A 21,931-nucleotide genomic window follows, 5' to 3' on the forward strand; every position below is an offset into this window, starting at 1 on the left:
GGACCCGGCCGGCCGTCGTGATGTGCGACAAGGCCTACTCTTCCAAGAAGAACCGCGCCTACCTGCGGAAACGTAAGATCAAGGCGGTAATTCCCGAAAAAAGCGACCAGCAGGCCAACCGGCGGAAACTGGGCTCCAAGGGCGGTCGTCCCCCGGGGTTCGACTCTGTCCGATACAGAGATCGGAACACGGGGGAACGCTGCTTCAACCTGCTGAAACAGTGCCGTGCCGTCGCGACCCGCTACGACAAGCGCGACTTCATGTATCTCGGCACCATAGATGTCGCCTCGGTACGGATCTGGCTCCGCAATCCCGTCTCGTGATCTACAAAACACGACCTAGTGCCGCATCAGCTTGGGTTTGCCCCGTTTCGTGACGACACGCCGATCAAGGTCCCACCGCGATCGGCGTGATCGCCTCACACTCTGCTCGTGGCCGAGCGGGTTCGCGTACGCGAGATCGATGACGATGAAGGAAACCGGTTGCTGCGCATCGTACGGCGCGGCACGGGATCAGTGGTGACCTGGCGACGGGCGCAGATGGTGCTGCTGTCGGCCCAGGGCATGAGCACCGGTCAGATCGCCAAGGTGGCCTTCACCAGCGAAGACCGGGTGCGGGATGTGATCCACAACTTCAACGCCGATGGGTTCGACTCCCTGTACCCCAAGTACAAGGGCGGTCGCGCTCCGGTGTTCACGCTTCCGCAACGCCGTGAAATAAAGAAGATCGCCAAGTCCAAGCCTGCCGAGCACGGGCTTCCGTTCTCCCGGTGGAGTCTGACCAAGCTGGCCGACTTCCTGGTCGCCGAGGGGGTGGTCGAGGACATCAGCCATGAGGGCCTGCGCGAGCTTCTACGTGCGGAAGGAGTCTCCTTTCAAGCCGTGAAGACCTGGAAGGGCTCCCGCGATCCGGACTACGCGGCCAAGAAGGCCCGCATCGAGCACCTGTATGCGATCGCCGACGGCGAGGTCGTCCCCGACCCCGGCGAACCCGCTGTGATCTTCTGCATGGACGAGTTCGGGCCGCTCAACTTGCAACCCCGGCCCGGTAGGCAGTGGACCGACGTCGGCGGTAAGGGCAAGGACCCCAACCGGGAACCCCGGCCGCGGATGCGCGCCACCTACACCCGCACCCAGGGTGTGCGGCACATGTTCGCCGCCCTAGACCTGGGAAAAGACCGAATGTACGGGCACGTGAAGAAGCGCAAGCGGCGCGGAGAGTTCCTTGAGTTCTGCCGCTACCTGCGCAGCCTCTACCCGCTCGAGGTCCGCATCGCCATCGTCTGCGACAACTTCAGCCCGCACCTGACCACGAAGAAGGACAAGCGAGTCGGTCAGTGGGCGGAGGCGAACAACGTCGAGATCGCCTATACGCCCACCAACTCCTCCTACCTCAACCGGATCGAGGCCCAGTTCACCGCGCTGCGCGAGTTCACCCTCAACGGCACCGACCACGCCGACCACCGGGAGCAGGCCAGCATGATCCGCCGCTACATCGCCTGGCGAAACCGCAACACCGATAACCCCCGCCTACGACGCATCGTCAAGAGGGCAAACGTGGCCTGACGCGGCACTAGGGCCCGGCCGTGGGATACGGGCGGGCCCGAGATCCACGTGTCAGAACGTCGGAGGCTGCAGCAACGCCATGGCGTTGTCGCGCAGGATCTTCTTGGCGTCACTGGGGTCGAGCTTGTCGAGGTATCGGGCGAAGTCCGCCGGCTGCTCGGTACCCTCGGCGTGCGGGAAGTCCGATCCGAACAGGACTCGGTCCACGCCGATCAACTTGGCCAGCCCGGCGACGTCCTCCTCCGGGAACGGTGCCACCCAGAAGTGCCGCTTGAACACCTCGGACGGAAGCTCTTCGACGACCGCGCCGAAGGCCTGGATGTGCCGATCGACGATCCCACCCGCGTGGTCGAGAGAGTGGAGGACGTACGGCACCCACGCAGCGCCCAGCTCGATGGATACGATGCGCAGGCGGGGGAACCGCCCGAAGACATTCCCGAGCACGAGCGCCATCGCGGTGTCGATCATGGGTCGGTCACCCGCGAACAGGGAGTAGCGCAGGTTGTTCTCATACGCGGGATCGCCCTGGCCGTAACGCTGCCAGAGCATCTTGAATGCGGCGTCGTACGCGTCGCCGCCACCGTAGGTGTGATAGGCGACCGGGGCGCCGGAGTCGTTCAGCAGCGACCAGAACGGGTCCCAGACCGGGTCTGCGGGCGAGCGGCCGTTGGCGGGGCCGGGGCGCAGCACGACGATGCGAGCCCCACGGCTCAGGACGAGCTCGAGCTCCTTCGTCGCCTCGACCGGGTCCAGGACCGGGATCGCCGGAGCCGAGTAGAGCCGATTCTGATAGGCGAAGCCCCAGTCCTCCTCGACCCACTGGTTGAAGGCCCGGAAGGCCTTGTATGTCATGCGGATGTTGTCGGCGTTGAGGCCCTCGACTCCCACGCCGAGGGTGGGGAAGAGGAACGCGCCGGCCAACCCCTGCTCGTCCATCACCTTCAGGCGAGCGTCACGCTCCTGGTAGTGGGGCGGCAACTGTTCGAGGACGCCGTACCGCGACTTGTCGTTCATCCCGACCGCGGCGGAGCCGCGCGCACCCCCACCCGACTCGAGTTCCTTCAGCCGAGCGTGGAAGGCGCCCGGCTTCGTGATGGGGTTGAACGTCGGGTTCGGCACGAGTGTCTGCATGGCGTTGCCGAACAGGATGTGCCGCCGCTTTCCCTCGGAGACCCATCGCACGAAGCGCTTGACCTCGTCATCCCCGTAACGCGTGAACGCGTCTTCGACCTCGTAGTAGTGGTTGTCCGCATCGAACAGTTGATAGTCCATGTGCTCTCCCGGCGTGATCAGAGGTCACCGCTGCACGAGCGCGCCAGCTCGGGCAACTCGCCTCAATGCTAGCCGAGTTTCTAGAACAAGAATATAGTTATCTAAGGCTGGTTGTTCCGCAGCAGTTGCGTCCACGGAGAAAGCGGCTGTGCTGGACGGTCAGCCCGGGCACCTGCTCGGCGAAGGTCTTCGTGCCCCAGGCGTCGTTGCCGCACCGAAACCGCCGCACCCGCAGGTGAAGCACGGTCTCCCAGCCGCTGATCGCGGTATCGCACACTCACCTCTCGTAGCTGTCGTGCACGCGTAGGGAGATCATCCCGCGCCGCGCGCATGCTGCTTGCGATGAGCGGATTCTGGCGCGGATCCGTATCGACCTGCCCGATCGGCCCACGTGGTCGATCTGCAGGCCGAACGGGTGGGGGAAGAGACTCGCGAGCAACTCCAAGATCGTCGAGACGCGTGAAGGTGAGCGGCATGAGACGAAGTTACGCCGCGCCCACCGTGTCGAACGAGGCCCGGATCCGCTCGGCCTGCTGGTCACGTGATCGCTCCGCGAGGCCGCGCAGCGGTGTCAGCTCACGAAGGATGCGACGCGAGCGGATGCCCGCGGACAGTGACTTCGTCGCCTCAGCGAACGCGGCGGCCTCGTCGCCGCTGGCCAGGTGCGCCATGGCCAGCCGGCCCGATAGTAGGTGCGGTTGTGCTGACCGAGCCGAGGTTCGACGACCACCTCGGCGAAGCGCTGCACGGCTCGTCGCGCTTGGCCCAGGTTGATGGCGGCCATCCCCTCGTTGCCGGTCAGCTCTGCGGCGTCCACGAAGCGGACCCATGGCGGGTCGTCCTCGTGCGGGCCGCGGTCCAGCTCGCGCCATGCCTTGGTGATGGCCGAGCGGTAGGCGAGCTCGTCCTTGAGCATGGAGTGCGCGTACGCCTCCCGGAGCGCGAGCAGGGCGTGCACGCGTGGGGTCGCACACCGCCAGGCAGACGCCTCGGCCGCGGCGACGAACCGCAGGGCCTCCCGTGCCCGGCCGGGTTCCTCGCGAGCCAGCCGTACGGCCTGCAGCGCCGAGTTTGACGCCACGTGAACCTGGAGGACCGGGTCGTCGGAGTGGGTGGCGTAGAGGTGGGCTTCGCCGTACAGCCGGCGGGCGAGTTGCTGATCGTCGGAGTCGTAGGCCAGCCACCCGGCGCACACGCACAGCTCTCCCGCCACAGACAACAACTGGCAGCTGATCGACTCGGAGAACTCGGCGTTGTCGAGCAGTGCACGTACGCGCGAGAGCTGGAGGAGAGCCGTCCTGATCAAGACCAAGCCCCCGACCTGCTGTTCCTGACGATTGGCGGTCAGGCACCGCGCGGTCTGATCCAGAACGTCGTCGGGTTCGCCTTGATCGAGAAACTCCTTGAGATCGCTGACCAGGCCAGATACTCCTTGCGAGCCACCCAGGGCGGCGATCTGGTCGGCGTAGTCGAGTAGCCGGTCGCTGGACAGGACCCCAGCACCGAGGCCGTGGTAGGCCGCTTCCCGCAGCGCCGTTGGCGCATCGCTGCCATGAGCGCGCTCGCTCCACAGGTCATGCAGGACCCGGTGGGTCTCCCGGGTGACCGTCGGCGACAGCCGTACCCGCAGAACACTGGCCATGAGCTGGTGCAACTGGTAGCGGTCCTCCGGCGCCGGATAGACGAAGGAGTACGACGTCAGCCTCTCCCAGGCGATCTGGCCGGCGGGAAGATGGAAAGCCTGGGCCAGCCGGTTGAACAGCTCGAAGTCGAAGGTGCGCGCGATGCCCAGCAGCTCCAGGTAGCGGCGCTCGTCCGGATCGACGTGTTGCAGGAAGCGCTGCATGATCTCGTCCTGAGAGACCACCTGCCTTTTGCTCTCGCTGTCGACCGCGAGATGCAGATAGAACGGCACGCCGATGCTTGCCTGTGCGATGACCTCTCGCATGTGGGGATCGGTGACGCCGCCGTCAGTCAGCAGTTCCATCCGGGCTTCCATCGGAAGCCCTTCCAAAGGAAGCTCACGGATGATGTCTCCCCAGTCGGAGGCGTACTGCTGCCAGAGCAGCGGTTCCCGGCTGGCCACGACAACGAGGCCGCGATCGAGCTGGGCCACCAGATCCCGCAGCCACACATCGGAGGCCGCCTGGCCGAGCGCGTCGTAGGCATCGATCACGACGAGGTACGGCCTACCCTTGCGGCCGACACGGAGATCCTCGGCGAACAGGTAGGTGACCGCGTCGACCAGATCCGCGCCGGGAAGCTGGTCGAGCTGGCCCAGCGTCTCGTCGGTACGCAGGTGACGCCGCCGCTTGCGCGCGTCGGCTCCCCGGTCCAGCAGTTTGACCAGGCCGACCGCGGTGGCGAACACCGGTACGCCGGCGGCGGTGTCGAGCACCTCCGTGAGGACCTCGCTGGACTCGACGAAGGGAAGCTCTCGCCTGGTCAGCCCGAGGTGCGGGTGCAGCCGCTGCCATAGCACCGCGTACGCGATGTCGTACCGGTCGAACCGTACGCCCTGGCGGCCGAGTTGCATCCGCAGCACGGCCAGAGCGTCCTCCTGCTGGCGGTGTGCCGGGACCTGGAGATCCAGTGTGGCCACCATGCAGGTGTCCTGCGCGCGCTGCTCGAACTCCCGCAGCAGGCGCGACTTTCCGATCCCGCCCACACCGGTGACGTTCAGGACCCGCGGGCCGTGGCCGATCTTGCCGAGTTCTTCATCGAAGATCGCCCGTTGGTCCTCGCGGTTGACGAAACGGCGATGCAGCGCCGCGACCCGACGGAATCGGGGTTCGAGGGCCATCCGACCTCTTCCTGTGAGCACGACCATCTCACTCTCGCCCCGTACGCCGAGAATGTGGTGGCGCATGCGAGCCGCCGCCGCTCTTTCCTGGCGGCGGAAGACACCGATGACTATCAAAGATCGGCTCATCGTCCGAGGTCAACGAGATCGTGAATTAGGACACCCGAAAGCGGCTCGGACAGGATTCAGGATCCCGGCTTAATCGCCTTTGAGGCGGATGATCGGGGCTATAGGTCGAGGCGAATGTTGTGGAGTTCCTTGTGCAGCTCGTTCCAGGGGAATGAGGCCGCGCCGGGAGCGCCGGAGTTGGGCGCGGGAAGCCGATCGGGGTCGAGGATGATCGACACGCCGCAGCCACGCAGTACGGCGACGCTCGTGGAGAAGGCGGGGTGGCGTGCGAGCGCTTGGTTGGGCCACGGCACGGCCACGATCGGCAGTCCGAGTCCGATGGCCTCATTCAATAGCCCGAGTGCCAGGGTGTCGCTGATGCCTTGGGCCCACTTGTTGATGGTGTTGAAGGTCGCCGGGACGACGGCGATGGCGTCGGGTGGTGGCAAAACGTCGGGCTCCTCCGGGCGCTTGTAGCCGCTGCGTACCGGGAAGCCGGTGGTCTCTTGGAGACGATCGGCGTCGATGAACTTCGTGCCCGAAGGCGTCGTGACCACGCAGACCGTCCATTGATCTGCCTGGGCATGCTCCACGAGGGTGGGCAGGTCCCCTGCGGGACGTCCTCCACATGCGATCACGTACAGCACGGGCTTGCCTTGGGCCATGTCTCGCCAATCTCCGTCCGCCGGCGCTCACCGAGAGCTACGATCCGTTGACTACCGGGTGAATCTGACGTGTTCTTCGGCGAACACTACGTCCCAGGTGTGAGGTCGTGCCATGGCGGCTGAACCGAGCGAAGACCGCGGGCTGGATCGGAGCGTCGGACAGCGCGTTCGCGCGCTGCGGCTGCGCAAGGGGCTCGGGCTCCGAGCCTGTGCCGAACTGTGCGGGCGAACCGAAGAGTGGCTCCGGCAGGTGGAGCGAGGCGAGCAACGGCTGGACAAGCTCTCCACCTTGGTCAGCCTGGCGGGCGTACTCGGCGTACGGGACCTCGGGCTCATCGTCGAAGAACGCCTCCAGGGGATGACGTGCGTGGTCAGCGACGGCAGCCGGCTCCGGCACGAGGCCGTTCCCGCCATTCGCAAGGTGATCTCCATGCCTATCTATCCGATTGAGACGATCAGTGAGGTGCCCGCGAAGATCGAGAGCATGCGGCGTCGCCTTACCATGGCCTGGTCGATGTGGCACATGTCCGCGCGGCCGTACACGGCACTGGGCGGGGTGGCACCCGGGCTGCTCACCGACGCGCTGGCCCTGCACCGAACAGCGGAGCCCAAGGAACGCCGGAAGACGTGGGCCATTCTGGCCGAGACGTTTCAGCTGGCCCAGCGCTTTCTCTACTGCGTGGGTGAGCCGGAGTTGGCGGCACGAGCGGCGGATCGGGCGTTGCTGGCGGCCGAGGAGACGGACGATCGCCTGCTGATGGCGCTCTCCGCGTGGACGTCTACCATGGCGGCCCTGGGCCGTAGCGAGATTGAGGAAGCACGAGATGTAGCGGAATGCGCCGTGCACCATCTGGAACCAGAACTTTCCTCATCGAAGGCCGCCTTGTCGGTATGGGGCTCTCTACACCTGTTCACGGCGATCGCCTATGCGAAGAGCCGGCGACCCGCGGATGCGTGGCGGCATTGGGATCGGGCGAGGGATGCGGCAATCGCGCTGGGGGCGGCTCATCACAACCCGTTGACGATGTTCGGCCAGGCCAACGTGGGCATCTACGCCGTCGCCATCGAGGTGGAGACAGGGCGTTCGGGCGCGGCGGTCGACCGTGCCAAGGCCATAGAGGTCTCCACGATTCCGTCCTCCAACCGGCGGGCGCAGCACCTGCTCGACCTGGCTCGCGGCCAGCTGCGGCACAGGGACTCCGACGGAGCCCTGGCATCGCTTCGGCTGTCCGAGACGCATTCGGCGGAAACGCTCATGTTCAGCCTGCCAGCCAAGCAGACGGTCATTGAGATGATCGAGGCGAGCCGTCGTCCTTCCCCCACGCTGCTGGATCTGGCCGTACGAGCTCGCGTGATCGCGTAGCCGCCACCCCCAACCGCTGCTTGGGTTCGTGATCCGCGGGTGGACCTACGGTCACCGCATGAACCGAGATCTTCCCGATCCGAGAGTCATAGATCGAGCCCTGAAGACCCTCGCGTCGGAGCTGGAGGCCCGGCGGTTCGCCGTACAGGTGCGCACTCCTGAGGGGCGTCCGCCGCACCTTCTCATCATCAATCCCGAGGCCCCCGTCCTCACGGAGAACGTGCTGGTCGCTCCGGACGAGGCCGGGGAGCTGAGCTACTGGTTTCCCTGGCCCAACCGGATTGCCTCGGTCACGGCCGTGTCCGGCGCCGCCGACCTTGTCGAGAACGTCCTCGCTGAGGTGGGCCGAGGGATGGGCGAGGTGCCCTGCCCGGTGCGGATAGGCGGTTGTGCCGCCGGTGAGTCGCCATGATTCTTCACGGGACGGAGACACCGAAGCCGGTCCGCATCCGTGACGGCGTACGCGTCGCACCGGGCGAGACGGATCTTCCACCGCCATTTCACGGTGTCCATGTCGCTCCCTTGCAGAGGGAACGTGACGAGATCTACTGGTTCCAGCCGACCCAGCGCTGCACTCGTCTCCGCGTCCGCGAGCACACCTGCGAGTGCAAGGCGACGATCTACGAGCTGTGCCAGGCAGGCGGCCTGACGTTCATCCGTCGCACCGTCCGTGGGCCTGATGGTCCGGTCGTTCACGAGAGCCCCTGGCTCATCGCCGCGAAAGCCCGGCGGCTGTGGCTGGACCTGCTGCTGGGCCAGGCCCGATAGCTCTCCTCCATTCACTCTCAATTGAAGGAGCGTAGATTGATGACGCCCATCAGCGAGCCGCGCAGCGGGTTCGGCGTGCAACTGCCGGTCGCGTTCGACCCGCGCTGGAACCGTATCCCCGGCATCGGCGTGCACGGCACCACCATCACCGTCGAGCCGGAGAGGTACTTCTTCCGGTTCGAGAGTCCAACCTGGTTGCTGTGCGACTGGCGGATCGTCACCGACGAACTCCTGCTCGCCGAGGAGACCTCGCAGGCGGCGGTTGAGCAGCTCGCCTTGGATGTCGTGAAGGAGTACGGCTTCTCGACGTCCGACGCCGGGCTGGTGCTGTCCACCGCCTGGGACGTCTACGGCAACCTCTTCCGAGACGAGCACCTGCCCGCCCTTGGCCTGCCCCAGGTCACCGCCGAACACTTGCGGATGCTGCGCGAGGCCGCGACCTTCATGGCCCTGAACAAGGTCGAACTTGACGGGCACATCTCCAACGTCGGCCCGTGCGGGTTCTTCCCCGCCGCAACCAGCGTCGTCTTCGACCTGTCCGAGGAAGAGGCCGACACGCTGGACAGGGTCGGCACCTGGTTCCACGAGTACCACCGCATCGAATCCATCAAGGCCCACGCCGCACTCGGCGGACGGCTCGTCCACGGCCACTCCGGCGTAGCCTGTATCCCGTATGGCGCCTCGATGGAGACCTTCCGCGCCGAACTGGCTGACTTCCGCCAAGAATGGCTCGCCAAGGTCTACGCCTGCCGGGTCACCTGAGAGGCGCTATGTGGCCGCGCCTGGGGCCGTGAACCGGTGTGTTGCTTCGCTCACGTCGTCAATTCGTTGGGACTCTCGCATCAGGTCGGGCGCTTTGACTGGTCTTGTGGCGGCGGGCGCGGACTGTGCTGTTGTGGCGCCAGATGAGGGGGTTGGCCTCGCCGGGTGCCAGGGAATCGGCTGGGCCGTCGAGGATCTCCTGGCGGGAGATCTGGGCGATGGCGACCCGCTGGTGGTAGTCGCGGAAGGTCTGCACCTCGCCGTCGGCGCGGCACGGCTCGTATGTCGCGCCGTGGATCTCGGTGTAGGCCATGCCGTGATAGTCGTCCTCGCCGAGCCGCGCCACTTCCAGGGCCCAATGTCTGAGGAGGACCGGTGCAGCGCGGAAAGTGAGCAGGCCGCCGATCCGGTCGATCCGGGTGCCGTACGGGTCGGGGTCCGGCCACAGTTCCCGCCGTCGCCGTTGCCACGAGCCGTCGTCGTGTGCGTTTCGGATGCGTGTGAGCTGGTCGTCGAGGCCCCAGGTGTGCCAGCGGACTGTGCGGGCGGGGGTTGTGCCGGGCTGGTTGAGCCGGTGGCGAAGCTGTCGGGCGGCTTGCGCGGTCAGGACGGTCAGATGGGCGGGTACGAGCGCGATCGGGTCGGCCGGTTCCGCGTCGAATGGGTTGGTGTCCAGGTGCGGCCGGTCGATGACGACGACCGTGCCGGGACGGCGCTGGTAGGAGAGTCCCCACAACAGGCGGCTGAGCAGCAGAGCGCCGTGCGGGTCGGACAGAATGTGCCAGGTTTCATGGAAGCGGTTGGTGGAGAACCTGGCCGTCACGCCGGGGCGTGGCGTGATGACGTGGTAGTCGCGGCCGTCGACGCCCAGCACTTGTAGGTGCAGTTTGAGGCGGTCGCCGACGTCACGCGCGGATGAGGGGCGAAGCCGTCTACTCATGTGACAACGTGTTCTTCCTCCTGCGAACCCGGTCCTCACGTGATTGATCACCATATGGAACCGCCGCGTACGTGCATCGCACAACCGGGTTTCCTGCCTCCCCGAGGAACGCGTCCGAGCGTCCTTGATCGTTAGTATGGGCGGGTGCGTACGGTGGACGATCGGCGGCGGCGGTGGCTGGATGAGCTGCAGATCGTCATGACGAGGCCGGGCATGTGGGCCGCTCGCGGCCGTGAAATGGAGACCGTCGCCCGGACGCTCCTGGGGAATCTCTGTTTCCTTGACGAACGTGATCAGAAGTACGAGGACGTCAGGGAAGAACTGCGCAGGTACGGCCAGGTAGGCGTGCAGGGGCCCTTCGACGCTCGCTTCGGAACGGAGCACAATTGCGTGGACGAGGTCGCGTCCGTCTTCGCCGAGCAGTTTCATCGGCTCGGCTACCTCACCGTCGACCGGACACTTGAAGCGCCGGAGCGGGGCAAGCTGATCAGCCAGGTGCGAGACCGGTTCGATGGACGGGACGTGCGGCGCGGCGAGGTGGAGGCGGCCTACGGCAGGCCGAGTCTGGTCATCGGCAAGCGGTGCTGTGCTACGCGTCGGCGGGCTCGGGTGGGTGGGTGTTCTTCGACTGTTTCGCCGAGAGCCAGGCCGCGTACGTGCCTGGAGATGGGCGTTACGAGTACTCGGCCGACGAGGATCCTCTCGTGCGCGACGTCAGGATCCCCGCCGATGACTTCGAGAGCGGTCTCATCCTCACCCTGTACGGGAAGGTGCTCAGATGGGGGCCGGGCTGGTGGATTCACCACCCGCAAGCCGGCGCGTCACCGACAACCCAGGCAATCGCTGCGCAGCTCCGCGACATCGAAGCCGGGGATCCATCTACATCGCTCCGAGACTGTCCACATTGAAGACTCCAGCCCGAAGGCCGGCTCTCGCCATTCCGATCACCCGCCTTGCGCGGTGAACAGCGTCGGCGCCAAGGCGGCGTCTGGTTCCATGGCGAGCTGATCTCACCCCGCGTCAACCTGGCCGATTGTGCGGGGTACGGCTCGTGTCTCGTCCGATGGACGATGATCTGGCCGAGGTGGTGGCGGGGGCCATGGCCGGGGAGATGGAGAGGTTGAGATGGGATTCGGCTACGGCGTCGCGGGTGCTCAGCCACTCCAGCCATTGCCGGGTGCCTTCGCGTTCCCGCAGCGTCTGCCGGGAGTAGGTGGCCGGGTCCCGGCGCATCTCCAGCAGATCGACCTCTTGCCATAGTTCAGGCCGCTGGCCGGGGTCGGCGGCGTGGAAGAGTGCCTCGCCGAGAGCCCAGGAGGCGCGGACCCGTGATGAGGTCAGCCATCCATAGGCTTGCACCAGATCTTCGGGCAGCCTCTCGGTTCGCATGGCGCGGGTCACGCCGTGCCGGTCTTGTTCGGCGATGACGGTGAGCGCGTCGAAGACGCGCAGTACGGATCGGAGGGCCGGCACCATGTCCCTCGTGGTTGGTGCGATCACTTCGGGCGTCTTCATTGACATAGCGTTGCGTCGAGCGGGAGTCCACAGCGGATCGGCGTAGAGCAGCCTCCCGAGGCGTACGACTACCTGGTCCAGGTGCTGCTGGCGCGTTGACCCGTTGGCGGTCTTGGAGGGAAGGTGTCCCTCCCAGGCTTGCCGTACGCCCTTCCACATCGCGTGCATGCCGTCGATGCCGTTGGTGGCGCGCTGCAGTGCCTTCCCTAGGCCGTGCTTACGATCCGGGTTCAGCTCGTAGGCGCGGCGAGTGAGCTCGGTGAGAAGCCTCGTCCCGATGTGAGTGCTGACCGAGGCGGCGAGAGCCGTACGTTGCCACTCCCTCGGGCTAGGCTCGCTGCCGGTGTCGAGGTGACAAAGGGTGCGCAGCGCATCGGTGTCGGCGGTGATGCCCGCGCGTAGTTCGTCGGGCGTCTCCGGCTGGTGCGGGACTGGCTGGACGATGGCCGGGCGATTGAGCGGAACCTCCCGCAGAGCCGCTGAGCCGTCCAGCGTGGATGCCGCGATGAGAACGGGTGAGCGGAGCAGCCCTGATGCGAAGCGGACGTCGGCGGCGTGGGCGAGAGCCGTACGGTCCAGGATGGCCGACAGCGCCAGCGCATGACCGGCCACGTCGCGCACGAGCCGGTCTCGGACCTGCTGACTGGTGATGACGGTGGTCCAGTCGGAGCGGGTACCGGTCCCGTCCGCGCTGAAATGTGTGGCAAGCACGTCTCCGGCGGCTCCCCAGGCGGTAGCAGCGGCCGACAGGTGCGTCGGGATCGGATGCGAGGAGGCCGCGTGGTTCGGCTCCCAGCGGGCGAGCAGGTGAGAGGCTTCGCGGATCGGACGCGCGATCTCATCGGACCGGGCGAAGTCGCGGGCGCAGCGCGCGAGCATCGCGGTGAGCGATCGGGCGGCGTTGAAGACCCCTGCGGAGACGGTGGCATCGACCTCATGACGCACATGCAGATCGGCGATCTCCATGTGGGCTTGGGCACCGTCGATGAGGTCGCCGAAGGTGACGGTCATGCCGCCGTCAGGTCCCGGATCCGGCCGGCGTTCGCCGCGGCGTTGAGCAGGGCGAGCTTCGCGGCCGGCTCGGGGTACCGCTTGACCATCCCAAGCAGCAGCTCGCACGTCAGGGCGGCGAGCCTGCTGATCCCGTCGAGGTCGGCGTGGTGGCCATCGTCGTCGTCCAGCTCCAACTGGTCGGTCCAGGTGGCGACGAGGCTGAGGCCGTCTCGTTCATCGATCTGGGCGGTGAGTTCAGCGAGGCCCTCGATGGCTTCTTGCCCCGCGTAGGCGTAGCAGGCGTGCAGCTCCGGCGGGCAGCTTTCCTCCTTCGCTTTCAGCGTCGCGGCGATGATGGCGAACGTGTCCGCTGCCGAGGCGGTGACAGATGAGTGGTCCGCGTAGCGCATAGCGCTGAGGTCGTTGTAGTGGTGAATGAGCACGTCTCTCCTTCCGTTGCCGACGATGCTGCCTGCGCTTGCGCTCGGCACCAGTCGCAGAACGCAGTTCTGTGGAAGCTCAGCCGGCTGTGGACGAGCCGTCGGCGATGGGCGCCTCTGCGGGGACGGACCACCATCCGGGAGGTGCGGGCTCAACCTTGGCCAGGTGTGGTTCGAGGTGCTCGTCCTCACTGCACTGATAGAAGGGGCCGCGTGCGCCGAGCAGGATCGGGAGCTGGTGGTCGAGGTGGTCGCGATACCAGACGCCCATCCCGGTGCCGGGCTCCAGCCGCAGCGTCTCCCAGGCATGCCAGAGCGATGTGAGGCGCGAAATCGCTTCGGCGTGCTTCCACCATTGGGCACACCAGCGGAACTCGCCGCCGAGCGTCCGTCGGTACATCGGTACGAACCGCTCGGTGACCCATTCCTCTACCGAGCCGTACATCGGGTCGTTCATCCTCCCGCGCCTTCCGTGATCAACTGTTCGAGGGAGTCGCGGCAGGCCTGGATGCGCTCGGCGTCGCGGCTTCGGTACCAGGGCAGCAGCGAGATCAGCGCCGGACGGCCGCCCGTGGCGAGCAGCAGCGCCGTACCTGGTGGCAGGGCGCGGATCGCGGCCGGTTCGAGGATGTCCTGCCGTCGCAGCGAGACCTGTTCCGACGCGCGCCCGTCGCCGTACGACACCGAACGCACCGGGACGTCGTGCTGGCCGACGAGGGTGGCGAGGTCGCGGGCGAGGCGAGGGGAGTCCACTCCGGCGCCGATGACCTTGCGGGTCGCGGCACCCCACAGGGCGGCCATACCCGCGTCGCCCCAGACAGTGACGCCCTGCTCGTACGACTGCAGGATCGTCACCGGGACGATGCCCCGGGAGCCAAGGTGGCTGTACAGTTCGGGCAGGTCGGCGATCCGGCAGATGTTGGCCGCCTCGTCCAGCGAGACGACCATCGGCGGGTCGAGCCGCCCGCCCATCCGCTCGGCCCGTCGTTCGGCTGCCCGCATCGCGGCATCGGTGAGCGCCGCGATCAGCGGAGCCGCCGCCGACCGCGACTTCGACAGCAGATACAAGGTGTCGCACCCGCAGGCCAGGCCGGAGAGGTCGAGCGCCGGGAGCGACGACGGCGTCACCCACGAGATGATCGCCTCGTCGCGCAGGGTTTTGGTCGCCGTACGCGCGGTCTGGTAGATGCCGTCCCGCGTCTCCACCGCCCCGTTCTGAGCGCCGCGCAGCGACGACGCGAGCAGCGCGAACCCGGCCTCTTCCAGCAGCTCGACCGGAGTCGGTACGGCCGGCGCGTCCAGCCACCTGGCGACATCGCGGAGAGTACGCCCCGAGGTGGCGGCGGCGAGGAACAGCGCGCAGAGCAGATCCTGAGCCGCTGGTCCCCACAGGTCGCGCTTCTGGCCGTCGTCGACGGTCAGCACGAAGTGCCCGGCAAGCCGGTGCGCGTCCTCCACGTTGCGCAGGTCGCGAAGCGGATCCCACCACCAGGCCTGATCCTGGTACGTGATGCGCTGCGGATCGAACAGCCACGTCGTCCCGCGCTCGGCCCGCAGCACAGCGGTCGCCGCCCACAGATCCGCCTTGTTGGACGTCGCGATGACCGGGCCAGGAGCCGACAGCACGTACGGGATGCTCAGGCAGGTCGTCTTCCCCGATCGCGGCGCCATGAAGGCGACGATCGTGTCCTCCCACGAGGCGTACAGCGTGGGTCCGCCGCGCATCAGGTCGCCGAGCGCGAGACCGATGTCTCCCGTAGTCGGCGTGCCCATCAACGTACGGCGCAGCTCGCGCGCCTTCAGGGCTGCGGCCTCCGGTCGCAACGACGCCAGCCCCGGATTGTCGGCCAGCGCGGCAACCGGATCGCCCGGATCGGGGAGCCGCCTGACGATCAGCCACCAGCCGCCCACGACCGCGGCCACCGCCAGCGAGACCAGCAGGACGGAGACGACCACGACGGCGGCGGTCGGGGTTCCTGGCCATGCGGCGGCCGTACGGCCGGCCACCATGTCGGAGGCGAACGTGAAACCGAACTCGCTCACTTGGCCCCTGAACAGATGGCTTGCAATCCAAGCCGCCGCCCAGATCAGCCAGAAGAAACCGATGACGCCCCAGCAGGTGAGCAGAAGTGCCCAGCCACCGGTGGCTCCGTGCAAGCCGGCTCGGGGCCCGATCGCGCGGGTCACCGGATCGCCTGGTCGGTGTCGTAGAGCTCGCGCTCGATGCCCACGAGGGAGAGTTCGACCGGGATGCCGAGCCGGTCACCGGTCTTGATGAGGTATTTCCCGCGTCCCGGATGCCGCGCTCCCGCCTGCCACGAGTCCGGCGCGGACCAGGAGGCGACCAGCTCCTGTTCTGGCCGGGTCAGCCGGGTGATCTCGCTGACCCGAGCCAGTTCGCGCGGCGGCAGCCCGGCCAGAACGGTGATGGCGCTGCGATCGATGAAGCCACGCGCCTTGGCCCGGTCCTCCTCGGTGCGGAGCGCGTCGAGGTCGGCCAGGGAATGAGTGATCATGATGGACGCCATGCCCTTGGCGCGGTTGAGCCGGGTCAGGCTGTCGGCGTACTCGACCAGGCCGGGTGCTCCGCGCAGCGCCCGCCACAGCTCGTCCATCACACCGAGATAGGAACGGCGTGGACCGCCAGCCGCGCCGTCGACCATTGCGAAGCCGTACGCCCAGGTGCACAGCATCGCGGCGGTGAGCAGCTTGTCGCCGGCCGCGCGGACACGGGAGATGTCGACGGAGACGGCGGGCGCGTCGAGGTCGATCGGGCACGTGGTGGGCCCGTCAAAGACGCCCGCGAGCGAGCCGGTGCACAGCAGTTCCAGGGTGAAGACCAGGTCACTGACGCGTTCGCGATATCGCTCCGAATGCTCCGCGCGTGCGGCCGAGCGGAGGGCCTCCGGTCCTTCTTCCAGTACGGCGAGCACGTCCGGGATGGTCGGCTCGGCCAGGCGCTCGTCGAGCAGGTCGATCGCGCGGCCGAGGATGACCTCCTCGGCGTTGCTGACCGGGGCCTCCCGCACCAGCGTGCAGAGCGCCATGAGCAGGGAGAGCCGCCGGCCGCGGACCTCCCAGCGGGTCCGTTCGGCCTCGGCTCCGCGCAGGTTGCGTACGGCGGCGCTGAGCGGACCGGTGTCCAGCGGGTTGATCCGATCGAGCCCGCGCCCGACCCGGATGACCTGCCCGCCCACGTGCTCGACGAGCATCGTGTAGTCCGGCTTGGTGTCGCCGAGGATGAGCGCGGTCGAGCCGAAAGCGATCGAGCCGATGATCAGCCGCTTGACGAACGTGGATTTGCCGGTGCCGGGCTGGCCGAGTACGAAGACGCCCGGGTTGGTGACGAGCCCCGCGCGCAGCCAGGCCAGCGGATCGAGGCAGACAACCTCACCGAAGAGCTGGTGGCGGCCGATCGGCGTGCCGATGGCGGGCGAACCCGAACCGGCGACGAACGGGAACAGCCCGCAGACCTGTGTCGTGGTCGCCTGGAACTCCGCTCCGGCTTCGACATGCACAGCCCGCCCGCCGTACGGCTCCCGCGAGCCACGCGACGACATCACGACCTCCTCGCCAGCTCGGCGGGACAGACGCCGCAGGGCAACGTGGTCGCGAACCCGGCGGACTGCCCGGCCCACAGCCGACGCAGGCGGATACGCGATCCCTCGGCCGCGGCTTCGGTCGCTGCGACCGCGCGCGGCAGGTCGTTGAGATCGGTGACGGTGGTCGTGACGTAGAGCGTGACCAGTGTGACCCCGGCTCCGGTGGCCTCCTCGGCGGCGGCCTGGCGGGCACGTGCCTGGTCGAAGGCGTCGCGGGCGGTCTCGTCCCGGCCGGTCCTGCGGCGGTAGTGCTCGCGGAACGCGGCGGCGTTGACCTCGTCCTCCAGGACGCGGGTGGCCTCGGCCGCAGGCAGCGGCCGGTATTGCACGCTCACCCGCTTGGGGAACGGACCGGGAGCGACCAGGCGGCTGAGCACGTCGGCGGGGACGTTCTGCCGGGGCGCTTCGTGCCAGGCCCAGCTCACGCTGACGCCGCTGTCGTGCCGGTAGTGGTCCATGTGCTCTTCGGCTCCGATCGGGCCCGCGTCCGCCCAGGTCAGATCCTCGGCCCGTACGGCGTCGGCGCGAGCTGCCGGGTCGAACGCGCAACGGACGACCCTGGCCAGTTCGGCGGCGGTCGCCCGTCCGGTGACGGTCACGCCGCAGGTGCCGAGCGCGGAGGCCAGGCCGTCCAGGGCGCGGCTCAGCTCGCCGATCGCGGACGGGAGGTCGTTCACGGCCGTGGGGGAGCGGGTCGGGTCGAAGGTCACGCTGACGTAGGTGTTCACGTCAGCGGCAGTCCTCGGCGCGGTCTCGACGAGCTGCTCGATGAGACGGACCGCGGCGGCGGGAGCGTCGGGGGAGAGGGCCCGGCCGATGGTGTCGGACAGCGTGGACCCAGACTCGGGCGCGGTGTCGACGGTGACCGTCACCCACCGGACTGCGGGCAGGTGGCCGAGCGAGGCGAGCCAGCCGCCCCAGTTGGCGACCCAGGTGTCCGCATCGCTCCGTTCGGCCAGCCAGGTGGACGCCGGGGCGACCTTCAGCGTCGCGGTGAACAGGCCGGTGCGGCGGTCCCAGACGACGCCATAGTGCTGGCCGAACCCGTCGTCCGCTGACAGGAGCTGCGTGGTGGCCAGCACTCCTGGGAGCCGGAACGCGCGCGGGTGCGCGACGATCACGCCCGACTGGTACTTCGTGTGGCCGCGCGCTTTGCCGGACGACCAGCGGATCTGGCGGAGGATGAGGTGCCCGACCGGCGTGCCGCCGACACGAATCAGGACGAGCGCTGTGGCGAGGATCGCGGGCGGCCCGGCGTAGAGGGTTATCCGGGGATCGATCGAGACGGCCAGGATCAGCGTCGCGACCGCTCCCAGCAGGATGAGGGTGCCGGTCGTGCCCAGGCCGAGCAGGCCGAGGCTGCGCCGCCTGCGCCAGCCGCCGTACGTGCGGACCTCACTCATGATCGCCGGTCCTCTCCCATCGTCTCCGCGGCCTTGCGTGCGCCCGTGGCCAGGCCGTTCACCACGGTGACGGCGGCGGCTCCCGCAGGTCCCGCCGTGCTTCCCGCCGCCGCTGCGCTCCCGCCTGCCTTGGCGCTGGTCGCCGCGGTGGTTCCGGTCGTCGCGCTCGGGCTCGCCGGAATGCTGGTCGCCGTACTCCGGGAGTCGCCTGGAGGAGGTGTGGGCGCGGCGCCGCTCGCTGCTTTCGCGCCGCCGAGCTGGCTCGCCAGGAAGCTCGCGTGCGCGTTCGCGTCCGCCGCCTGCGCCGGGGCCGCCGTGCGGAACGCCCCGACAGCCACCGCTCCGGCGACGCTCGCGCCGAGGATGCCTCCGCCGCTGCCTGCTGCCGCGAGGGAGCCGGTCGTCCAGGTGAAGAACTTCATCAGTACCGGCAGTGCGATCAGCGACATGAGGACCATGGCGAATCCCATCAGCACGGTTCGAGGGTCTTTGCCGTCGCCGATCATCGTGAACGTGGTCGCGTACACGGCGGCAGCGGCGGGCTTGTAGAAGATGAGAGCCAGCATCCAGCCGGCGACCTTGCGGAACCAGGGCTTGGTCAGCGTGGTCATCGAACCCGCCGCCGCCAGCGGAAGCAGTCCGGCGAGGATGATGAGCGCCGCTTCCCGGAACAGCATGAGTACGGCCTGCAGCGCGGCGACCAGGATCGCGATGATGCCGAGCACGATCACGACCCCGGGAGCCGCTGTGCTCATGCCGAGCACGGCGGTCAGGCGCTTGCCGAAGTCGCCCTGGGCGGCGGAGTCGAGAACCCAACTCGACCAGGAGTCGCCGGCGCTCACGAGCATCGAGGCGGTCAGCACGCCGATGGTCGATGTCGCTGTGAGGACGACCAGGCCGGACCCGGCGTCGACGAGCGGGCTCGCCTTGCGGGTCAGCGCCATCTTCGCGCCGGCGCTGATCAGGCCGAGTACGGCCACCGCCGCGGTGATCGGCAGTGTCCACTGGCGGATGCGATCCACGGCGGATTCGGTGGCGAGATCGGGTGAGGGGATCTTCACCCACCATGAGACGGTGTTGCCGACCACCCACGCGACCGCGTCCTGGATGGATTCGGCGATCTCACCAAGCACGCCGTTGGCGGCTCCTGCGGCGAGGCGCCCCGCAACCTGTTCGCCGATGACGCAGACGGGAGAGATCAGGGAGGAGCACGGCACGACCGCTCACCCCCCGAACATCGTGTAACCGTCGAGCTGCTTGAGCTCGGACGCCGCGTTGCCCCAGTCACCGCCGAGCGGTGCGATCACGCGCCAGTCGCCGTCACGCCAGACGAGCTGGACGCGAGTCGAGGCGCGTACGGTCGTCCCGGCGGCGGACGGACCGGCGCTGACGATGTCCACCGTTGCCGCGTCCGGGCTGTAGCTCTCCCAGCGGTATGCCTCTTCGGTCACGTAGGCCTGCCCGAGCGTGCTCCGCTCCGGAAGCCCTGCCTCCTGGCGGCTTTCCTCGTACTGCTTGCGTGTCTTGTCCAGGAGTTGAGCGGCATCGGACCCGGTGACCTGCCGGGTGATGGTGGGCTCGAACACGTCCGGCCCCCACTGGGCGTTCGCACGTACCGCGATGTGCAGCGCGGCGAGCAGTGCGCCCTGCCGGGTGCGGGCGAAGCCCTCGGCTCGGTCGTTCTTCAGCGTGTGGGGTCCATCCGCGCTGGACAGCGGGAGCCGTACGCCGTGGAAGTCCTGCCAGGTGAGCTGGGCTTTCGGCGCGGGAGTCGAGACGGCCTGGGAGCACCCGGCGAGCAGTACGGCCGCCGCGGCCAGGATGGCGGCCCTCATCCGAGGAACATTCCGACGATGCCGGACGCGGTGGCGGCCAGGCTGAGTCCGCCGAGCACCCAGGGAATGCCGGAGGCTCCGTCGGCCGCGAAGGAGGAGCGGTTCTTGCGGCCGATGGCCATCTGCGCGCCGCAGATGAGCAGGCCCGCGACGCCGGAGACGATGACGCCCCACTTGCCCCAGCCGAGGATCGTGTTGATCGGCTTTTCCAGGCCGGGCGGCGCGATCGGCTCCGGATTCGGGACGGGCACGGCCTGCGCCATGTCGAGCACCGTGTGGATCAACATCACTCGCCCCCCGAGAACATCTTTGACGTTGAGTAGCGTGATCGACACGTTACGTGGGCAAGATGTGGAGCGCAAGCAATGTCAAACAGCTTCATCGAGCGTCAGATATTCACATGGCGTGCTGTCGCAGCTTCGCTGGGGGAGACTTGTCGGGGAACCGCCGACCAGGAGGAGTGACCATGACCGAGCCGCTCGGCCGTGACCCGGATGTGCTGACCACCAAGGAACTCGCCGCCAAGCTCGGCCTGTCGGCTCAGACGGTCCGGCGGATGGCGAGCGCCGGTCAGATCCCCGCGCTCCGGACCGGGAAGGACTACCGGTACTCCTGGAGTGCGGTCCTCGACGTGCTGCGACAGCCCCATGCAGTTGCGGGGGGCGAGCAAGATGATCAGCAGGGCAGGACGGGAGCCGGACGAGTGGCTGCTCGACAGGCACGGGAGCGCGCCGAGGAGCTGTGATGCCGGGCGGTCCCGTTGATCGCGCGGCTCGCGGCCGGCGGCCTGTGCCTCGCGATCGGACTTCCACTTGGATTGGTCCTGTTGGTGACGGCGGTGGGTGGCTCCCCGGGGTGCGGAGCGGATTCCTCAAGCGACATTCCACCTGACTACCTGCGGCTCTATCAGCGTGCCGGCGAGGCGTACGGGATTCCATGGCAGATGCTGGCCGCGATCGGCAAGGCCGAGAGTGACCATGGCCGGGCCGTTGCCGCGTCTGGTGTGAACTCGGCAGGGGCGATGGGTCCGATGCAGTTCGTCGGCTCCACCTGGTCGGCGTATCGCGTGGACGGCAATGGTGATGGGCGGGCGGACGTCTATGACCCGGCCGACGCCATCCCGTCGGCGGCGCGTTACCTCAAGGAGAACGGCGCACCGGAGCGCATGTACGAGGCGATCTGGCGCTACAACCACGCGGACTGGTATGTGCGGCGGGTGCTCGGCTTCGCCCGCCGGTATTCGGCTGAGGTGGGGGAGGAGTTCTGCTCGCTTCCTTACGTACCGAGCGCCGTTGCCGGTCGGGTCATCGGGTACGCGCGGACGCAGCTCGGCAAGCCGTACGCCTGGGGTGCGGAGGGGCCCGGTGCCTTCGACTGCTCGGGGCTGACGATGCGCGCGTACCAGTACGCCGGGATCGCGATTCCTCGGGTCGCCGCTGACCAGTGGCGGCAGGGGCCTTCGGTTCCTCGAGGCCAGGAGCAGCCGGGGGACCTGGTGTTCATGCGTCCGGAGTCGGACGGCCCGGGGCATGTGGGTGTGGTCGTCGCGCCCGGTCAGATGATCCACGCGCCGCAAACCGGTGACGTGGTGCGTTACGGGTCGTATGCGGACCGGTCCGATGTCGTCGGTTTCACCCGTCCGGCACTTCTTTCGGAGGAGAAGAGATGAAGGGTTTCACCCTGGCGGAACTGCACGACCTGCCGGCCACCGTCGATCTGCTCACCGCCGCCCGGGCGCTGGGACTGGGCCGGACCAAGGCGTACGAGCTGGCCAAGAAGGGCGAGTTTCCCTGCCGCGTGATCCGGGTCGGCGTCGCCTATCTGGTCCCCACGGCCGAGCTGCTAAAGCTCCTCGGCGTCGACCCTCCGGCGTCGTCTCCCCGCTGAAGCTGGGACC

General features: G+C 67.9%; 22 protein-coding genes. 9 read left to right on the forward strand and 13 right to left on the reverse strand.

Annotation, left to right across the window (positions count from 1 at the left end; translation table 11 throughout):
• The coding region (locus QSK17_RS14755) for a transposase (RefSeq protein ID WP_502889210.1) at positions 1-323 on the forward strand (323 nt) is incomplete at its 5' end.
• A 108-nt stretch (positions 324-431) separates the two neighbouring features.
• A complete protein-coding gene (locus tag QSK17_RS14760; protein WP_285705275.1) occupies positions 432-1,565 on the forward strand; it encodes an IS630 family transposase in 1,134 nt (377 codons plus the stop codon).
• A 51-nt stretch (positions 1,566-1,616) separates the two neighbouring features.
• On the opposite strand, the gene QSK17_RS14765 is transcribed toward QSK17_RS14760, so the two are convergent.
• The 3 genes from QSK17_RS14765 to QSK17_RS14775 all read right to left on the reverse strand — a co-directional run bounded on the left by QSK17_RS14765 (position 1,617) and on the right by QSK17_RS14775 (position 6,413).
• Positions 1,617-2,837, reverse strand: coding sequence for an amidohydrolase family protein (locus QSK17_RS14765; RefSeq protein ID WP_285705276.1), 1,221 nt, complete (start codon positions 2,835-2,837; stop codon positions 1,617-1,619).
• Between the two features lie 571 nt (positions 2,838-3,408).
• Positions 3,409-5,640 (reverse strand): NsdA family TPR-like regulatory protein, encoded by a 2,232-nt coding sequence (locus QSK17_RS14770; RefSeq protein WP_285705277.1) that lies wholly within the window; start codon positions 5,638-5,640, stop codon positions 3,409-3,411.
• A 227-nt stretch (positions 5,641-5,867) separates the two neighbouring features.
• On the reverse strand, positions 5,868-6,413 hold the full coding sequence (locus tag QSK17_RS14775) for a flavoprotein (protein WP_285705278.1): 546 nt from the start codon (positions 6,411-6,413) through the stop codon (positions 5,868-5,870).
• Between the two features lie 112 nt (positions 6,414-6,525).
• Here QSK17_RS14775 and QSK17_RS14780 point away from each other — a divergent pair, with 112 nt between their 5' ends.
• From QSK17_RS14780 to QSK17_RS14795, 4 genes are all read left to right on the forward strand, one after another.
• Positions 6,526-7,776, forward strand: a complete 1,251-nt coding sequence (locus QSK17_RS14780; protein ID WP_285705279.1) for a helix-turn-helix domain-containing protein — start codon at positions 6,526-6,528, stop codon at positions 7,774-7,776.
• Positions 7,777-7,834: 58 nt separating this feature from the next.
• The gene (locus QSK17_RS14785) at positions 7,835-8,188 is read left to right on the forward strand and encodes a hypothetical protein (RefSeq protein WP_285705280.1); all 354 of its coding nucleotides are present in this window, start codon (positions 7,835-7,837) and stop codon (positions 8,186-8,188) included.
• A 110-nt stretch (positions 8,189-8,298) separates the two neighbouring features.
• On the forward strand, positions 8,299-8,544 hold the full coding sequence (locus QSK17_RS14790) for a hypothetical protein (RefSeq protein ID WP_285705281.1): 246 nt from the start codon (positions 8,299-8,301) through the stop codon (positions 8,542-8,544).
• 39 nt (positions 8,545-8,583) lie between these two features.
• Positions 8,584-9,306, forward strand: coding sequence for a hypothetical protein (locus QSK17_RS14795; RefSeq protein ID WP_285705282.1), 723 nt, complete (start codon positions 8,584-8,586; stop codon positions 9,304-9,306).
• 58 nt (positions 9,307-9,364) lie between these two features.
• On the opposite strand, the gene QSK17_RS14800 is transcribed toward QSK17_RS14795, so the two are convergent.
• The 10 genes from QSK17_RS14800 to QSK17_RS14845 all read right to left on the reverse strand — a co-directional run bounded on the left by QSK17_RS14800 (position 9,365) and on the right by QSK17_RS14845 (position 20,321).
• Positions 9,365-10,246: a hypothetical protein gene (locus QSK17_RS14800; protein WP_285705283.1), complete on the reverse strand. Its 882-nt coding sequence runs from the start codon at positions 10,244-10,246 to the stop codon at positions 9,365-9,367.
• Positions 10,247-11,266: 1,020 nt separating this feature from the next.
• The gene (locus QSK17_RS14805) at positions 11,267-12,772 is read right to left on the reverse strand and encodes a hypothetical protein (protein ID WP_285705284.1); all 1,506 of its coding nucleotides are present in this window, start codon (positions 12,770-12,772) and stop codon (positions 11,267-11,269) included.
• Positions 12,769-13,197, reverse strand: a complete 429-nt coding sequence (locus QSK17_RS14810) for a hypothetical protein (protein ID WP_285705285.1) — start codon at positions 13,195-13,197, stop codon at positions 12,769-12,771. Before QSK17_RS14810 ends, QSK17_RS14805 begins: the two co-directional genes overlap by 4 nt.
• 76 nt (positions 13,198-13,273) lie before the next feature.
• Positions 13,274-13,651 (reverse strand): DUF4913 domain-containing protein, encoded by a 378-nt coding sequence (locus tag QSK17_RS14815; RefSeq protein WP_285705286.1) that lies wholly within the window; start codon positions 13,649-13,651, stop codon positions 13,274-13,276.
• The gene (locus QSK17_RS14820) at positions 13,648-15,237 is read right to left on the reverse strand and encodes a type IV secretory system conjugative DNA transfer family protein (protein WP_285705287.1); all 1,590 of its coding nucleotides are present in this window, start codon (positions 15,235-15,237) and stop codon (positions 13,648-13,650) included. The genes QSK17_RS14815 and QSK17_RS14820 overlap by 4 nt, the downstream gene beginning before the upstream one ends.
• A 140-nt stretch (positions 15,238-15,377) precedes the next feature.
• Entirely contained in the window at positions 15,378-16,754 is a 1,377-nt protein-coding gene (locus QSK17_RS14825; RefSeq protein WP_285705288.1) for a putative type IV secretion/conjugal transfer ATPase, read from the reverse strand.
• Positions 16,754-18,199: an SCO6880 family protein gene (locus QSK17_RS14830; RefSeq protein ID WP_285705289.1), complete on the reverse strand. Its 1,446-nt coding sequence runs from the start codon at positions 18,197-18,199 to the stop codon at positions 16,754-16,756. The genes QSK17_RS14825 and QSK17_RS14830 overlap by 1 nt, the downstream gene beginning before the upstream one ends.
• Complete coding sequence (locus QSK17_RS14835) at positions 18,196-19,416, reverse strand: hypothetical protein (RefSeq protein ID WP_285705290.1); 1,221 nt, start codon at positions 19,414-19,416, stop codon at positions 18,196-18,198. The genes QSK17_RS14830 and QSK17_RS14835 overlap by 4 nt, the downstream gene beginning before the upstream one ends.
• 6 nt (positions 19,417-19,422) lie before the next feature.
• A complete protein-coding gene (locus QSK17_RS14840; protein WP_285705292.1) occupies positions 19,423-20,034 on the reverse strand; it encodes a DUF8175 domain-containg protein in 612 nt (203 codons plus the stop codon).
• Positions 20,031-20,321 carry a hypothetical protein gene (locus QSK17_RS14845; protein ID WP_285705294.1) on the reverse strand — a complete coding sequence of 97 codons (291 nt, stop codon included), beginning with the start codon at positions 20,319-20,321 and terminating at the stop codon, positions 20,031-20,033. The genes QSK17_RS14840 and QSK17_RS14845 overlap by 4 nt, the downstream gene beginning before the upstream one ends.
• A gap of 179 nt (positions 20,322-20,500) precedes the next feature.
• Here QSK17_RS14845 and QSK17_RS14850 point away from each other — a divergent pair, with 179 nt between their 5' ends.
• The 3 genes from QSK17_RS14850 to QSK17_RS14860 all read left to right on the forward strand — a co-directional run bounded on the left by QSK17_RS14850 (position 20,501) and on the right by QSK17_RS14860 (position 21,921).
• Positions 20,501-20,779 (forward strand): helix-turn-helix domain-containing protein, encoded by a 279-nt coding sequence (locus QSK17_RS14850; RefSeq protein WP_285705295.1) that lies wholly within the window; start codon positions 20,501-20,503, stop codon positions 20,777-20,779.
• A gap of 93 nt (positions 20,780-20,872) precedes the next feature.
• Positions 20,873-21,703, forward strand: coding sequence for a C40 family peptidase (locus tag QSK17_RS14855; RefSeq protein ID WP_285705296.1), 831 nt, complete (start codon positions 20,873-20,875; stop codon positions 21,701-21,703).
• On the forward strand, positions 21,700-21,921 hold the full coding sequence (locus QSK17_RS14860) for a helix-turn-helix domain-containing protein (protein WP_285705297.1): 222 nt from the start codon (positions 21,700-21,702) through the stop codon (positions 21,919-21,921). Before QSK17_RS14855 ends, QSK17_RS14860 begins: the two co-directional genes overlap by 4 nt.
• The last annotated feature ends 10 nt before the right edge of the window (positions 21,922-21,931 follow it).

It is taken from the genome of Microtetraspora sp. NBRC 16547 (assembly GCF_030268965.1).
In the GTDB taxonomy this organism is placed as follows: domain Bacteria; phylum Actinomycetota; class Actinomycetes; order Streptosporangiales; family Streptosporangiaceae; genus Microtetraspora.